At 47.9% G+C, this 15,744-nt stretch carries 12 protein-coding genes; 6 read left to right on the top strand and 6 right to left on the bottom strand.

Annotated features, from left to right (window positions below; translation table 11 throughout):
- Both Q8O92_15565 and Q8O92_15560 read left to right on the top strand, forming a co-directional pair.
- The coding region (locus Q8O92_15565; protein MDP2984736.1) for a FlgD immunoglobulin-like domain containing protein at positions 1–991 on the top strand (991 nt) is incomplete at its 5' end.
- A gap of 546 nt (positions 992–1,537) precedes the next feature.
- Positions 1,538–2,968, top strand: coding sequence for an SH3 domain-containing protein (locus tag Q8O92_15560; protein ID MDP2984735.1), 1,431 nt, complete (start codon positions 1,538–1,540; stop codon positions 2,966–2,968).
- Positions 2,969–3,225: 257 nt separating this feature from the next.
- Here the strand turns inward: Q8O92_15560 and Q8O92_15555 are convergent, their stop codons facing one another.
- From Q8O92_15555 to Q8O92_15530, 6 genes are all read right to left on the bottom strand, one after another.
- Positions 3,226–4,650, bottom strand: coding sequence for a hypothetical protein (locus Q8O92_15555; protein ID MDP2984734.1), 1,425 nt, complete (start codon positions 4,648–4,650; stop codon positions 3,226–3,228).
- Between the two features lie 150 nt (positions 4,651–4,800).
- On the bottom strand, positions 4,801–5,988 hold the full coding sequence (locus tag Q8O92_15550; protein ID MDP2984733.1) for a prolyl oligopeptidase family serine peptidase: 1,188 nt from the start codon (positions 5,986–5,988) through the stop codon (positions 4,801–4,803).
- 198 nt (positions 5,989–6,186) lie between these two features.
- A complete protein-coding gene (locus Q8O92_15545) occupies positions 6,187–6,942 on the bottom strand; it encodes a ThuA domain-containing protein (protein MDP2984732.1) in 756 nt (251 codons plus the stop codon).
- A gap of 15 nt (positions 6,943–6,957) precedes the next feature.
- Complete coding sequence (locus tag Q8O92_15540; protein MDP2984731.1) at positions 6,958–7,797, bottom strand: ThuA domain-containing protein; 840 nt, start codon at positions 7,795–7,797, stop codon at positions 6,958–6,960.
- A 140-nt stretch (positions 7,798–7,937) separates the two neighbouring features.
- Positions 7,938–8,495: a hypothetical protein gene (locus Q8O92_15535; protein ID MDP2984730.1), complete on the bottom strand. Its 558-nt coding sequence runs from the start codon at positions 8,493–8,495 to the stop codon at positions 7,938–7,940.
- Positions 8,496–8,872: 377 nt separating this feature from the next.
- Complete coding sequence (locus Q8O92_15530) at positions 8,873–10,888, bottom strand: hypothetical protein (GenBank protein ID MDP2984729.1); 2,016 nt, start codon at positions 10,886–10,888, stop codon at positions 8,873–8,875.
- A gap of 457 nt (positions 10,889–11,345) precedes the next feature.
- On the opposite strand from Q8O92_15530, the gene Q8O92_15525 reads away from it, so the two are divergent.
- The 4 genes from Q8O92_15525 to Q8O92_15510 form a co-directional block, all read left to right on the top strand.
- Complete coding sequence (locus tag Q8O92_15525) at positions 11,346–13,058, top strand: AAA family ATPase (GenBank protein MDP2984728.1); 1,713 nt, start codon at positions 11,346–11,348, stop codon at positions 13,056–13,058.
- Positions 13,059–13,269: 211 nt separating this feature from the next.
- A complete protein-coding gene (locus Q8O92_15520) occupies positions 13,270–13,791 on the top strand; it encodes a hypothetical protein (protein MDP2984727.1) in 522 nt (173 codons plus the stop codon).
- Between the two features lie 421 nt (positions 13,792–14,212).
- A complete protein-coding gene (locus Q8O92_15515; GenBank protein MDP2984726.1) occupies positions 14,213–14,956 on the top strand; it encodes a carbohydrate-binding family 9-like protein in 744 nt (247 codons plus the stop codon).
- Between the two features lie 5 nt (positions 14,957–14,961).
- Positions 14,962–15,744: hypothetical protein (locus tag Q8O92_15510; protein ID MDP2984725.1), on the top strand; the 783-nt coding region annotated here is incomplete at its 3' end.

Genomic DNA, 15,744 nt, shown 5'->3' with positions numbered 1-15,744 from the left:
AGGAGTTAATTTTTCTGCGGTCGTGTATGACACCAATGATAAAAAGATAAATAACGCCGCAGTCGCCTGGACGGTAGAGGGAGCTATAGGTGAGATAGCCGCGAACGGTCATTTAACTGCCGGTGCAGTATCGGGGACGGGGAATGTGGTTGCATCCTCAGGGACGGTGATATCGAAAGCAACGGTGACAGTCACGGAAAATACAAATAACAAAGTGCATTTACCCAAAGTAAAAAATAATGATATAATTAAATTGGAAGGATTTCAATTCCCAATAAATAATTTAAATGGTATTAAACTATTATTTCCAGAAGGATCTCTTTCAAAAGACATTGAGATAAATTGTAAAATACCAGATTTTGCCAATATTGATTATACAAATCAAAATATTTTCTTCGGTGATAAGATTATATACGCAATTAAATTTGAAGTAATTGTCGATGGAAAGTTAATAGATCCATTCGTATTTAATAAACCTATTGAAATAACTATTCCTTTCAATAAAAATATTTTGGAAAAACTAAAGTTTGATCCAAATAATCTTGGAGTATATTTTATTTCAGAATTTGGAGAATTAATTGAAGATGGGATTAGTAATGTTGTTATTAACATTTTTACAAACGAAGTTACAGCTAATGTATCTCATTTTTCAAACATAGCTCTTGCACCGCGTCCAACCTTTGTTGAAGAAACATCAATGAATTCTCTTCCTAAGAGTATTGATTTATTTCAAAACTATCCAAATCCCTTTAATGCGAGCACAACAATCAGTTATTTTCTTTATACTCCCGGAGAAATCGATATTACTGTGTATAATTCATTAGGGAATGAGATAAAAAAACTAATTCACACAAAACAAATACCTGGAAAATATTCTATTATTTGGAATGGTAAGAACAATCAAGGGAATGAAGTGACTTCAGGTATTTATTTTGTCAGAATGAAAAACGATACATATATCATTAATTCAAAAATACTATTTTTAAAGTAATAGTTTAAAAAATTACAAAGTTGAGATACGAGATATTTAATCGTATCAAGATGAACTTATTTTAAATTCCTACCTGAAAGCCTTATATTGTTAAATAGAATGGCCACATTCGTAGATTTATGATTTGGCGTTTGATGTGTTTTGTATTTAGCGCCGCTTTGTTACCTGTTCCTGATGTCTGTCTCACATTGTTGTGTTATCCAGTTACATACTGAAATACTCTTTCAGGGGAGCAGGTCACCTGCAAGTGTTTATATTTATCGACACTCCATCCGCGATTTTACCTTCTTTCGCAAAGTGTTTATCGTGAAATAAGCAGAGCCTCTTCTCGTGCACGACGATACATAAAATTCCAATGAGACGAAAATGTGTTAAACTATTCAAAAATTTGGAAAATGTTTTATGTATTCTATTTTTTCATATAGAAAACACGTTTGAAATATTGTATATTAAATAGGATATATACTTTTTTCCCAATGGTTGCCTCGCTTCTTGAGGTATACCGGTTGCATGTAACGTGCATAACCCCCAATGAAGGAGTATTTCGTGAAACTGTCGTTGAGCAGTACTATCCTCTTTCTGGCGCTTTGTGTTTTTTCATTCACGAACGCTCAGGCACAACAATCACAACAAAAGGTCGATAATGCTCCAAAAGTTGTTCCGCCCGCCACGGAAGAAATGCAGCATCCCGAATTCTGGATTGCCCGTCTGCAAAATCCGGATGCGGTTGTCCTGAATCCACAGCAAATCGCCGAACTGAACAAGAAAAACCTTACCCGTCCTTACGATCTTAAGGATGTAAACGGCAACCCTTTTTCATTTCTCCCCACCGTCATTAATAAAGATAACACTGTTGGGGTACAGTTTTACCTGGAAAACCCCCTTTCAATGAAAAGCTTTCCCGGCGATAGTCTCCGGGTTCGGCTCCAAAGGCACTCGAAATCGATCAACTTTGCAAGGATGTACGACCGCCGCAGAATGAGATATGATGAACTGGAAATTAAGGAAGTTGAGGACAGGATCAATACCGACGCTATCGCGAATACTATCACTCCCCGGTACGGCATCCTGGTCGCCCATACTCTTAACAGGGCGTTACCAACCAATGAGGCGGGGTACGGTTCTCCGGATGGCTGGATAGATTCCATTCAGTCTACCGCCCTCGATGCGTTCAGCCCGGTCGCGGTGCTTCACGCCTCTCCGAATGCCGACTGGTACTATGCCCGGAGCGAACTGGCGTTCGGCTGGATTCCCGCGGTCAATGTTGCTTTCGGCTCTCCCAAAGAGATAGAAAACTATATGAACTCGAAGGATTTCATCGTTTCGCTTGTTCACAAGGTTCCCCTGTATTCGGACAAAGAGTTCAAGAACTTTGCAACCGATCTGTACATGGGTGAAAAAGCCAAACTTACGAAGAAAACATCCGAGGGGTATCAAGTCGTCATTCCGGTGCGCAAGGGGAACGCCTCACTCGAGTTTATTACCGGATGGGTCAAGCCGGACGCAAAGGTCAACGTCGGGTATCAGTCCTATACTCAACGTAATATCCTCAACACGATTTTCTCCCTGCTCTACCGTCCCTATGGCTGGGCGGATCAGAGTTATGAGCGGGACTGCTGCGGAACTCAGCGGGTGGTGCTTCGAACATTCGGGATTTTAACCGGGCGTTGGACCACCCACGAGCTTCACTCGAGCGATCATGTGTATGCCTTTCCGAGGAACACCCCGAAAGAGGAGAAATACAAGTATCTCGCCACCTGCGAGCCTGCAATCACCCTTATCGGCAATCCCGGTCACATCATTATGTACATCGGCACTGTGGACGGCAAATACTTCGTTATACACCAGGGCGGGTACAGCTACACCGATGACCAGGGAGTCCGCAGAGCGATAAACAGGGTAAATGTGAACGACACGGAACTCGAGGGCGGCTCCAATGTGAACCAGTGGAGCGAGATCACCGAGATGAAACCGTAAAAACCGTCACCGGATGCCTCTCCAAAAAGATGAAGGATGGAAATAATATGAATCCATTCTTCTCAATAAGATGGTCAGTCAATTTTTATTTTACCCAGAATGTCTGAACCATGATTCGTATGATTACACGATTAACTTGATTTTTCTTAGGATTAACTCATCATAGTAATCCTCAAATCAGATAAATCGTGGTTCAGACAATTATTCAGATTTCATACTTCAGTTTTTTCCCCGTATCCTTATTTTCCATCCTTATTCTAATACCCTCTCTCCTTGTACAATTCATTCACCCTTTGCATATGCTCCGTCCCGCCCTTGATTGCGGCGGAGAAGAAAACTCCCGGAACGTTGCCGTTGGTGCGTCGGATCATCTCCTCCATGATTTCCATGCAGATTGCCCAGTACATCTGGTTCATGAGCGCCCCGGAGGTGGGGCATATTTTCCGCTCGAAACCCGGAACCGCATAGAGGCCGTACGTATCGCACATCCTGCCGACATGGACATCGGTCTCTTTGGGGACTGTTCGTCCGGACGGTATCCTGATGTCGCGGGTGATGGGGCCGATGGAGGCCACTTTCATCCCTGACTTGCGGAAAAGGTCGAGATTTTTCAGGTCATGGTCATCCTCCGGCTGGTAGATGCCCATGATCACGAGGTCTTTGGGAGAGCCTTTGAAATCACCTTCGAAGGAGACGATTTTGCCGTTCTGCTCATCGATGCCGCGTGTCAGCCCCAGGCCGCCGCGGCGGGTCTGTGCTTCGATGGACAGCGAGTCGCGGTAGCGGCTGTAGCACCACACTTTGCCGCCGGAGAGCACCGAGTTCACCGCCATCCTGGCGATCTGACGGATATTCCCAAGCTCCATGCCGATCATTTCCATCTGCTGCAGGACGGTATCGTAGTAATCGTCCATCAGCGGCGCTGAGAGGCTCACCCAGGGGATATTTTTCCCGGCCAGCTTCGGCTCGTCGCCGCGAACCGGGACGCTCTGCCCCTCGCGGGCCAGGATGCGGCAGGTGTCCGCCATCATCATCCAGAATGTCACCATTCCGATGATCCCGGAAACCGGGCCGATGGGCGCGGGCATGCCCGGAACCTGCATGATAGCCCCGACCGTGGTGAGGTTGGTTTCGATCCAGATTTTCGAGTAGGGGCGGATTCGTACTTTCGCGGAATCCCGGACGATCAGCTCGGCGCCTTTGGCATCCATGCTCCAGGGAACGGGGCTGCCGATGACAAAAATATCCTTCTTTTCCAGGTCGGCGTGGGGACCTTCAAAGATGTTGGCGAGGAAGAGGTCGCCGGTTTTCGACTTCTGCGGGTCATAGCCCATGGTGAAAATTTCCGGGACACCGTTGCGCCCCGGAACAAGGTCGGCGGTGAGGCTGTGTCCCATATCCCAGGAATACCAGCAGGTGTTCTTCTTCATCACCGTGCGGGCGATTGCGTAGGAGGCTTCCAGGAGTTTGTCTCCCTGTGTCTCACGGATGAATGTGAGCATATTCCGCACTTTATGGAGATACCTGATGGAAAGGGGTTCGGTCCCCCGATTTTCCGGAACGGAAGGAGCTATACCTCTTTGACCGCCAAAGTCTGTATCCTGGGCGAATACCCGTCCGGCCATAACCGCCAGACCTGCCAAAGAAAGAGGAATCATGCAGAATGCATCTCGTCGTTTCATGAATTCTCCTTGTCATATATAAATATTTCTAGACAGGATTTACAAGATTTACAGGATTATATCTTTGTATTTTTCCAAAATCTTGTTAATCTTGTTAATCCTGTCTAAATTTTCTTTTTCCTCTTGCTTGCGTTTTTGAGAGAAATACTCTTACTTCTTAAAAAGCGTCTCCGGCAGCGTACCCGATTTCCTCCCGCCCGCCGTGGTCTCAAAGAGGGTTTTCCCATCTTTCACAATGGCCAGGCGGATGGTTTCTTTCGCGTTAATATCGTATTTCGTAAATGTGATAAGCCGTGAAATCTGATCCAGGTTAATGGTGATTTCCTTCACATTGTCCGTTTTCACCTTCAGAATCCCGTTGGCGAGACCGGCCTCCACCCGTGCGAACGCATCATCTTTCAATGGTGTTATGCCGAGCCAGTAAAAACTCTTGGCCTCGTCGGTGACAATGGTAAGCTCCGGGAAAAAGCGGGTTGGAGTCTGAAAACCCGCCTCGCAGATATTTTCATAGTAGGTGAACTGGTCGCAGATCCATTTCGGGCTGTAGTTGGCCGGGCAGTGCGATGCGCAGAGCAGCCAGTTCGCATCCGGCTGGAACCGGTTGTATGTGCGAATCGCCGCCACCAGCCGCTCGGACTGTTCCGGGGGAACCCATGTGTCGCTGGTCCCGTGCCAGAGCATGAACGGCACATACTGAAAATTCGGTGCGTACGAGATGGAGGAGCGCCGTTCGTAATCGAACCGGACAGCTTCGGACCAGGGGCCGCATTCTTTCTCCACACTCTGGCGCAGACTGGGAATGGTGGTGTCCCACCAAAGCTTCAGGTCGGAGATGCCCTGCCCGGACATGGCCGCGGCGAAAACATCCGGGTATTTGGCAGCCATCATTCCCGCCATCATACCGCCCATCGAACGGCCGTCAAGGTAAATCTTTGCGGCATCCACCTTATAGTGCAGTTTCATGTAATTGACGGAGTCGATAATATCGTGCTGCGCGCCGAGGGATGCCAGTGAGGTTTCGCCGCCAGTCCTGCGCCCATGCAGCTCGGGACAGACCACAAGCCAGCCGCGGGAGTCGCATTCCGGGTAATACCCGCCGTTCCGGGCGGTGAAGCGGTTCCCGCCCATGTAGTGCGCTATCACCAGGAGGGGGCTTTTCGCCTGGGTTTTGCAGATTTCCGGGATATACGCCGCCGCTTTCTGCTGGGTTTTGTCATAGGAATTCTGAAAGGTAAATTCGAGTTCTTCGGCAAAGCACCAGGCCGGTGTGACCAGGATAATCAACAGAAGGAGAACGGCCAGTTTTCCCGGGAAACACTTAAAGATCTTTCTTTTCACATAGCACTCCTTGATGTAATACGTGACGACATAAATAAAGGCTCATGTTTTGATTGTTTAGATCCTGAAACGAGTTCAGGATGACACGTGTCATGCCGAACTTGTTGCCGCTTCGCGGGAACGATGAAACCGTTTCGGCATCTATTTTGAAAAGAAACGCTATAAAATATGTCGTCATGTATAATTCCCTGATCGGTATCAGTCGTAGAGGGTGTTTTTCGCTTCCGGGTACGGAGGAATATCACGGTGCATAGTCCAGTGAGCGGCCCGCCAGAGTATATTCCGATATTCCGGTACAAGGTAGGCGTGCACAGTGCTGCCGGGCAAGAGGCCGACAATCCTCCCTTTGCCGCTTTCCAGCGCCCATCCGCTCACTGCCTGACGTTTCTCGTGGATAGCCGTTGTCTCGATGAGTGTCGCGGTGGATGTCGATTTGATGATGACCGCATACTGTTCATCGTGGGGGATGAAAAATTTTCCGACTCCCTGGGTAACCGGATGATCCTTGTTGACCTTTCTCGCCCATAGAGGCTCAAACTCGTTCGGCATGATCTCTTTTACATCCAGGAAATCCAGTAATTGCCTGTTCCCCGCACCGATGGTGTTATGGAGCGCAAGAAGCCCCATGCCCCGGCTGCGGACATTTTCGATGACGGCTTTCACATTTTTATCAGTCCAGAGCGGAGCTCCCGGAACAACCGAATCTGTCGCACCCGCATCCGCGCTGAAAAGGTCGATCGGATCCGCGCCGCCTGCGCGGCAGGTAATCAGCAGGTCGGCGTCGCCGATAAGCTCGGGCGTGAAAAATTTATTCGCCCTGACAAATACCAGCCGCCAGTCTTTCCTGGATTTGAATATTTCACGCACATGGATCTCATGCCCGATTCCGTTATTCCAGTCGGTAATACCGAAAATCGCCACTACCTTGGTTTCGCCGGGTGCTTTCGGTTTCATGTATTTTCCTTTTTTTTACCAGATTTCATTGACATAATTCCCCGGGAAAGCGGGAATATCCATGCCCATCGCCCAGTGAGCCGAGCGCCACATTATTTCCTTGAAAGCGTCTTCGTACCATGTCCATTCATAATGTCCCGGCGGAAGACCGACAATTCTCCCCTTGCCCTTCTGGACACACCAGCCCTGAATGGTCTCACGCTTGTCATGCACCGCTAGGGTTTTGAACAGTACTGTTGTCTCGGCGGGATTTTTCAGGAAAACGCCGAACTGTTCATCGAGGTTTATGATAAATGGCTCCATCCCTTTCGTGATGGGATGGTTCTGATTCAGATTCTTGATGATAATGGGTTGAATTTCACGGTGAAGCATCGGCTCGATACCCATGAAATCGCACATACGGTCGTTTCCGTTCCAGATGGAGTTATGAATGGGTATCCAGCCCATGCCGCGGTTTTCGATATTATCCATGATCGCCGACACATTTTCTTCGGTATACAGCGAATGGAAGTTTTTCCCCATGCTGTCAGCCAGACCCGAAGGGCTCCATTCGAATGAATCGCCGAAATAATAGGTCAAAAGAAGGTCGGTGTCGCTGAGCAATTCTGGAGTTATGGGGCCGTAATGACGGGCCCACCATATACGGGCGTTTTTTATACGGCTTAATATCGGCCTGATCCCCGTTTCAAGCCTGTAGTCATGCCCCATGGCGCCTACAATTTTAAGTTCTCCCGGTTTTTTCGGCGCCGGCGCCGGCAGATCGGCTGTCGCTTCACCGGTAGTAACAACTGCGGCTGCGGCTGCGGCAAAACCGGATTTGAAAACATTTCTTCTCGATCGACTGAACTGATTCATATGTATTCTCCAAATGCCGGGTGAGGTTTTCGTCAAATCAGAGAACTTACTTTTTTCCTATAATCATGTAAATCTTGTTAATCCTGTCAAATTTTTTCTTTCTTTGCGAACTTTGCGAACTTTGCGAGAAAATTATGATCTCAATATTTTTTCCCTTTTTCGGATTCATATTCTTTCTGCCCCAGAGTCGCCATCCAGTGATTGACAGGAGCAAACTGGATAAGATTCATGTCCTCGATCAGCACAAAAATTCTGGGATCGGGTTTTTGTGTAGCGGGATTTATAGGGATAAACGAAACGGCATGATGCAGTATTACAGAAATGGTTATCGGATTGGTTCTCACCGTCTTCTCGCTCGGGGAATCATACCTTCCGCCTGTTCCGAGAATCGCCCATACATTCTGCGGCTGCATTTTACGCATCAGGGCCACATTGTTGATATTCTGGTTTCTTCTGCCGTCGAAATAATACCAGAAAAAATTATCGGCAGTATCGAGGCGACCGAAAAAAAACTGGAAACTTCCTCTCTGCGCCTGTGTGTAGTTCGGCAGCGCTTTTCCGGTTACGATGTCGATTCTTTTGGAATGATTGTCGAATTCGATGCGAACAGGGGATTCGTTTTGTGCAAAAGCATTCAAACAGGCCGCCAGTGTCAGAATGGCAGCAATCCAGGGAATTTTAAGAAGGTTGATGTGCATTTGAAATATTCTCCCGTGAAAAGGTATGGTAAAAAGATGTTTGTTAAAACAGTCCCATATTACCGGTTACCGGTCAATCAAATGTCAGCCTGCTCCATTCATAAACTCAAAGATAAGATCCCCCCGCCGCTTAGCGGCGACCCCCTTATCGAAGGGGGTAAAAAAGCACTTGTAAGGTAAGCAATGTCTGGGGCGAATTCTCCCCTTAATAAGGGGAGATGCCGACAGGCAGAGGGGATCTTCTTATAAAATAAATTGGGATGAATTCATATTATGAATTATTCATGCTAGATGCGGCAACAAGTTCGGCACACATTCTTCGAATTTGTTTCCTATCTTTTCTCCTGTCTCCTGTCTCCTGTCTCCTGTCTTCCTTTTCAGTTGTTCACCGTAACCTCGCTCGTGATGCCGTCCATTCCCCACTTGTTTACCGGTTTGGCTTCCAGGCGGTTCTGACCGCTTTTCAACGTCCAGGTCATGCCGCCGGTAACCGGTTTCCACTCGCCGCCGTCCAAACGCACCATTACCTTATCCAGGTTTGGGGTGACCGTATCGAGGAGCACCCTCAGATCGCCCGGTTTCCCGGTTTCCGAGAGGAATATCTGCGCCTGGTTCAATGTCCAGTACATGTCGCGGTAATGCGAGGTCTGGAGGGTGTATTCCTCGTATTCGGGGACAAGGGTTTTCTTCCACCAGAGATAGCCGTCATAGCTGTAGGCGCCGAAACCATGCTGAAGCTCGCCGGGCAGCCATGTTTCCAGGTAATTGTTGCGTGTGGGAAGACCGACCCGCGCTTTCCACTGGATGGGATCCATGAGCGCGGCCTCTTTCGCCTGGTCGCCTTTCCAGGTTTTCTTCCAGAGCCTGGCCGGAACCAGGTCAAGCTGGGCCTGTTTACCCCCGTTTACCGCCATGAGAATCTCGACAGAACTGAGCGGTGTTCCGTTCATCTCCATGTGGAATGTCCGTGTGGACTGGTTGTTGAATCCGATGTCGAAGAGAACCCATTTCTCATATTCGTCAGACCAGATTTCGGAAACAAAGTGATGGTCGAGCACATTCCCCCGGGCGTTCAAACCGACCGCCAGGGCGCACTGCACGAAGGCATTGGCGTAAATGGTACACATCCCCGATGCTTTGAAATCGGGCACCATTTCCAGAATGACTTCGGCATCCCAGGGAGTTTTGAGCGTTCCCGCGCGGGCTGCGCCCCAGCCATCCCGCCACTGGCCCCGCAGCCAGGTGGCCAGCACCTCGAACTTCTCGAATTCGCTCGAGCACATGCCCACCACCTCATCGAGACGGTAATGCTCGCGGAGGTATTTAAGGCGGTCCTGCCCGAACGGCTGGTAGGCGTAGGTATAGTATCCGCGTACGATCTTCCGGTTCCTGGAAACATCGGCTGAAACAGACTTTCCCGTGCTGCGGGGATCAATCGATGCTGTTACTGTCACTTTGCCCAAAGCCGGAGTTACAAGGCCGTTCCGGGTGGCGAGAACCGCTTTCCACTGGAAGAACTGCCATTGCTGGGCGGCGCCGGACATCTTGCGGTAAGATTCAGCCGGTTTCCAACTGTCCCAGGTGGTCGGGTTATACGAGGGGGTGGCGCCGCCTCTCAGATAGAGAATGATCCCGGTTTCCTTTGATGTGACTCCATCAGCTTTGATCCGGATGTCTTTTAACTCAAAAGAGGGCTTGACCGGGTTCGGGGTAAGGAAATCGCCCGTGTTGATGTAATCGGAGAGAATCTCCCCCTGCGAGGGATAGTGGGAGAGCCGGAGCCGGATGAGGTACTCGCCGTCGCAGAATCCCTGCTGTCCCAGGTGGTCGTAATCCCAGGTTGCGCCGCCGTCCACACTTTTTGCGGAGCGGTTCGGAAGTCTGCTGTTATCCACCCAGAGATTAAGAGAATTCACCTGCGCCGGATATATAACAAACGTATTAAGGCCTTTTTTGAGCTGTTTCGGGTTGATGTCCGCCCGGCTCCACCCTCCGGTAAGCATCCGTTTGGCGTCGAAACTGACCGCATTGTTGACGCCGTTCACCTCGATGATGAAATCGTTTCCCGGATTGCTCTGGGTATAAATCAAGAGGGCGGCCTTTTCAGCGGCGGGATCGTCGATGATCAGCTCCTTTTTAGCGCGGACATTCCAGGACACTCGCTCCACTGTAGCATCGGTGACGTTTCCCATTTCATCGGCGATAAGCTCGGATTTGAGAAGCTGCGCGTTTCCGGGACTGGTATCGACATCGATGTTACGGTCGTAGAGGGCGCTGTCCCAGCGGTCCTTGCCGTCGAAAACCATCGTGTACGTTGACTCTGCGGCATACAGCGACGGAGCGAAACAAAGCGCCACCAGAACAACAAGCAGAAATAGGGGACGTATTCGCATGAATCTCTCCTTTACAGTGGAAATGCATGGATGGATTTTCGGTTTTATGTAATGTTTCAAAAAATATGACCGGCAGCGGGTAATGTCAACAGACATTTAGGGGAGGGGCGTCAGTTATGGGGAATTCAGTGAAATGAAGCGGGAAAGAAGAATTTTGACAGGATTTACAAGATTTACAGGATAAAATGAACATGCTAATATCTTCATGAACTCTCTCGCAAAGCTGAAAAGGAAAAAAATCTGATACTTAATAAAATAGTATACGGGTATGGGAAGGATAAAATGCTTGACAGTGAGGGGATTTATGGTATTTTGATACAGATATATTGAATTCGCATACTTTTTGGTATAATACTTTATTATTTTCCTTTGCGATTAGATAAAAATAATTGTTAAATTGGGTTTATGAAGGGGTTTACAGAATTACTTGTTAGCTTTCGCGCAGGAGAAATAGTTGATGACAGACTTGGACAGTTTTTCCGTTAAAATTAGAAACCTCAAGTGCTTTGGTTACACAGAGCAGGGCTTTGATGCAATCAAGCCGATAAATCTAATTGTCGGACGCAACAATTCAGGGAAGTCAACCCTTCTAGATCTGATTGAATATATAGTCAATAGTGCATTCGATATCCCACAAGGCTTGTGGCATGGAAACCAGCGTCCAGAAGTTATTGCTGAATCGCCGCTGACAGAGACAGAGCTCAAGAAGGTATTTATGGAGAACACTAGCGGTGGCAGTATACCCGGCGGCAACCATTGGCAATTTGGACAAAAGTTCATTGGAACTATGTTTAACTGGTCTCTAAGTGAGCCAAATGGTAAAAGGTTCATTTCGATTGGGAACTGTTTGGATGGGAAAAAACACCTGGATGGTATACAGGGTGCCACTAACTATTTGCAACGGCTTGCCGATGTGAAGCAGAATCCATTGGCTGGCAAAGAATTTCGGCGAATTTCGGCTGAGAGAAACATTGAGCCAGAACAAGACAGTTCTAATATCAACGTTTCAAAAAGTGGAATGTTTGTAACGAACCTAATTCAGCACTTCATAAACAAGGCTAATCTCCCGAGCGACCTTGTCGAAACAATATTACTTGACGAACTAAATGATGTTTTAAAGGCCGAGGCAAGATTCACAGACATTGTCTGCCAGCAACTAGAATCAAATCTTTGGGAAATTTATCTTGAAGAAGAGACAAAAGGCCGAATTCCCCTGTCCCAATCCGGCAGTGGTTTAAAGACAATAATTATAGTTTTAGTATATATCCATCTGCTTCCTGTTGTTGCCAAAAAAGATCTTTCTAAATTCATTTTTGGGTTTGAGGAGCTTGAGAATTGCCTGCATCCTGCTCTCTTGAGACGATTGCTCTTCTATATATATCAGCAGGCAAAATCTCACGGTTGCGTTTTCTTCATTTCTACGCACTCAAATGTAGAAATCGATCTATTTGGCAAGAATGAGGACGCTCAGATCATTCATGTCACACACGATGGCAATCAAGCATTTTGTCGGACAGTCAAGACCTATATAGAAAACAGGGGTATTCTTGACGACCTTGACGTTCGCGCAAGCGATCTGCTGCAATCCAACGGAATCATATGGGTTGAGGGTCCATCAGACCGCATTTACTTTAACAGATGGATCAGTCTATGGACAGACAGCAAAATGACAGAAGGGATTCATTACCAATGTGTGTTTTATGGAGGAAGATTACTATCTCATCTTTCCAGCATTGAACCGGATTTTGTGGAAGAAGGCGTGTCCATTCTAAGGGTGAACAAGAACGCAATCATCCTTATTGACAGTGATAAGAGCTCAAAACAGAGTAGTCTGAATGGCACGAAAAAGCGAATTATTAAAGAAATTGAACAAAATGAAGGAACCGCGTGGGTCACAAAGGGCAAAGAGATCGAAAACTACATTCCTGCTGATGCAATAGCAGAATGGTTGGATAAGAGGGATATTGATCAAGTTGGGCAATACGATGATTTCTTAGAATATCTCAATAAAATCAAAAAAGGTGAAGGGAACTATTACGCCTGCCGAAAACCTCTTCTGGCAGAGCAACTCATTCCTTACATGACACGGGAGAATATCGTGAATGTGCTAGACCTTGCGGAAAGGCTAGAAGGTATCTGCAAAATTATCAGTCAATGGAACAGCTTATGATGCTATCTATGTAGAGGATTAATACTCCAGGAAAAAGCAAGAAGAAATTGAACGAAAACACTTGATAGCGAGATGATTTATGGTATTATGATACACATATATTGAATTTATAACCACAGTTTGTTTTTCTTTGCGATTCAGTGAAATAATTGTTAAAAATGGGTGTTATGAAGAAAACAAAAAAATTATTTGTTAGGCAGGGGAGAAAGAAATGGATCTACAAGCAATTTTTGAGAAAATGGAGACAAAATATGAATTCAAATTTTCACGTAGAAGCTGGATAGCGTTCTGCTTTGGATCTTTGTTTGGAGTAATGTTCTTCTTGGTCAGCAACATGGCAAAAGACAGGTGCTATGACAATATCTCCAATGCTTGCTTCTGGGCGTTTATTGCTACATTATTCATAGTTGGATTATTTGTTTTGTATGATGTTTTTCTATTTCTCAAATACAAGTATTATGACATGGCGCTTGTTGCGGTAATATCCAGTGACGGATTTGCATTCCCACAGAATAGAATGAACGTAAAAGGGACGAAATATAGAAAACCAACAAGGGAAGACTATATTAGATGGGAAATTGACGATCAAAAGAAGCAGAAATACAAGGAAATACCCTTTATCAGTCGAGAAGATGAATTGCAGATGAATATGAATAATCCGAACCTGCCCCTTGATAAGTATAAAAAACTAAGAGAAGAATATGATCGTCAGATTAAGAAGAAAGAAACCTAATTGCAGGTTCACTCCCCTGTTAACCGGTGCTAAACCCAGGACCAAAACTAGCCTGGCAATAGGTTCGCGTGGGCGCAGTGCCATGTCAAGTCGAAGCCCGGCCAGTTTTGGCCGGTTAGCACCCCGTAACTAGGCGTACCCTACCCCCCAGCATTCCCCGAAAAAATCGAATACAAGTTACTCGACAAATCGCAATTGAAATTTACGTCTTCTTTCCCTTCTGTATGCTCATCATAAAGGCGACACTTCCCGTCAGCGCCCATGAAGCCGGATGAACCGATTGTGGCCTGACTCACCCCGACGGTGAATAAAAGAATCACAGTCATCCCATTCATGGTTAAGACTTTTTCCTTTTCTTTTATCGTGGTCAATCGCTATATTCCGCTCGTTATTGACTTAAATATTCGTTTCGAGGTACTCCATGAGAAAAATTCTCCTCCTTTGTCTTGTCTTCTCTCTGGCCGTTCTGTTCATCCCCGGCTGCGGGAAACAGAAAGCGCCTTGGGGCGGGAAGCCATTCTACACAGTAAAAAAAGTCGCAAAAGGCCCTGCGGTGGACGGCATCCTGAACGACGAATGCTGGAAGTCCGCGCCCGCCATTGATTTCAGCGTGTGTGTAAGCGGGGAAAAGCCAAAACATCCCACCTCGCTCAGACTGCTTTATGATGGCAAATACCTTTATGCAGGATTCGAGTGCCAGGATTTGGATGCGGCGAGCACGGTGACCGCTTTCGACGGCCCGGTCACCGAGCAGGATCATGTGTCGCTCTACCTGGACGCAGGAAGCGACACCACGGGGTATTTTGTCATCGATGTTTCACCAACCGGGGCGGTTCATGATGCGTTTGTCCTCCACGGCGGCGGAAACGCAGCGAACAAGGTGCTCTCCTGCTGGAACTGCGAGAAGCTCCGCGCCTCTGTCAGCGTGTACGGTGGCGGGGCGCAGCCGGGCACTCAGGATCGCTTCTGGACTGTAGAGATCGCCATCCCGCTTTCCGAACTGGTGACTGCGCCCCAATATCCCCCGGAGAAGGGCGACCGATGGCGGGCGGATTTCTTCCGTACGGAGCTTTCTGATGGGCAGGAATTGAGCGCCGCCGTTCCCACCGGCGCCAATGACTTTCACATTCCCCGGCGTTTCGGCGTTATAACCTTTGGAGAATAAACGGGATGGGTCAGGGCAGGAAAGCGCTGTATGAACTCCTGGGGGGAAAGGCTTCCTGGCCGCCGGTAGTGGCGCCGTTCGGGCTGGACCCGTTCGGCTGGCACGGTGCGCAGGAAAGTTACCGTGAAATCTGTGAATATGCCCTCGAACATTGCACGCTCCTCCCCAAGGTGGTTCCGTTTCAGGCGCCGCTCTTTATCGGCGGCGGAGCGGAACTAACCGCCGCGCAAGAGATACAACCCGACGGTACTCTTATCCGGCGGCACAAACTCGGCGCTCGGGGAAAATACCTTGTGACAGAGGAAGCCCGTACCCCGGATGATTCCTCCTGGAAAACAAAGCGGCGGTGGATCGAGGATGATTCAGACCTGGAATTTTTCCTCAGCCTGGGCGCCATGACACCGGCGAAACCGGATACCGGGGCGGTGCGGGAAAAGGAGCGGCAGGTGGGCGCTCACGGCCTCCCCTATGTGGAGGTTGGCGACCCGTTCTATACGGTATGCGAAATGTTCCCGACCGATATGTTCTATATCAAAACCTTGACAGAACCGGAAACGATCGAACAGCTCCTGTACACCACTGCAGGAAGAATAATTTCGGGTATAGAGGAACTGTGCCATGAAACCGGCTGCCCGTTCATCCTGCGTCTGATCGGGGCTGAAATGGCCGCGCCCCCGTTCATGAGCCGTGGAAGTTTCCTCCGTTTCGAGGGGAAATTCTACCGCGATGCGGCTGCAATTACCCGTCGTTACGGTGTACCCGCTTCTTTTCACTGTCACGGGCCGGTG

The organism is Candidatus Latescibacter sp., from assembly GCA_030692375.1.
Lineage (GTDB): Bacteria > Latescibacterota > Latescibacteria > Latescibacterales > Latescibacteraceae > JAUYCD01.
The sequence above is the reverse complement of the archived record's forward strand: the minus strand, read 5'-3'. Positions and strand labels throughout refer to the sequence as shown.

Excerpts from the sequence above, each read along its gene's own strand:
- Q8O92_15555 (MDP2984734.1), bottom strand. The coding sequence starts at position 4,650 with ATGAAACGACGAGATGCATTCTGCATGATTCCTCTTTCTTTGGCAGGT.
- Q8O92_15545 (MDP2984732.1), bottom strand. The coding sequence starts at position 6,942 with ATGAAACCGAAAGCACCCGGCGAAACCAAGGTAGTGGCGATTTTCGGT.
- Q8O92_15540 (MDP2984731.1), bottom strand. The coding sequence starts at position 7,797 with ATGAATCAGTTCAGTCGATCGAGAAGAAATGTTTTCAAATCCGGTTTT.
- Q8O92_15535 (MDP2984730.1), bottom strand. The coding sequence starts at position 8,495 with ATGCACATCAACCTTCTTAAAATTCCCTGGATTGCTGCCATTCTGACA.
- Q8O92_15530 (MDP2984729.1), bottom strand. The coding sequence starts at position 10,888 with ATGCGAATACGTCCCCTATTTCTGCTTGTTGTTCTGGTGGCGCTTTGT.
- Q8O92_15525 (MDP2984728.1), top strand. The coding sequence starts at position 11,346 with ATGACAGACTTGGACAGTTTTTCCGTTAAAATTAGAAACCTCAAGTGC.
- Q8O92_15520 (MDP2984727.1), top strand. The coding sequence starts at position 13,270 with ATGGATCTACAAGCAATTTTTGAGAAAATGGAGACAAAATATGAATTC.
- Q8O92_15515 (MDP2984726.1), top strand. The coding sequence starts at position 14,213 with ATGAGAAAAATTCTCCTCCTTTGTCTTGTCTTCTCTCTGGCCGTTCTG.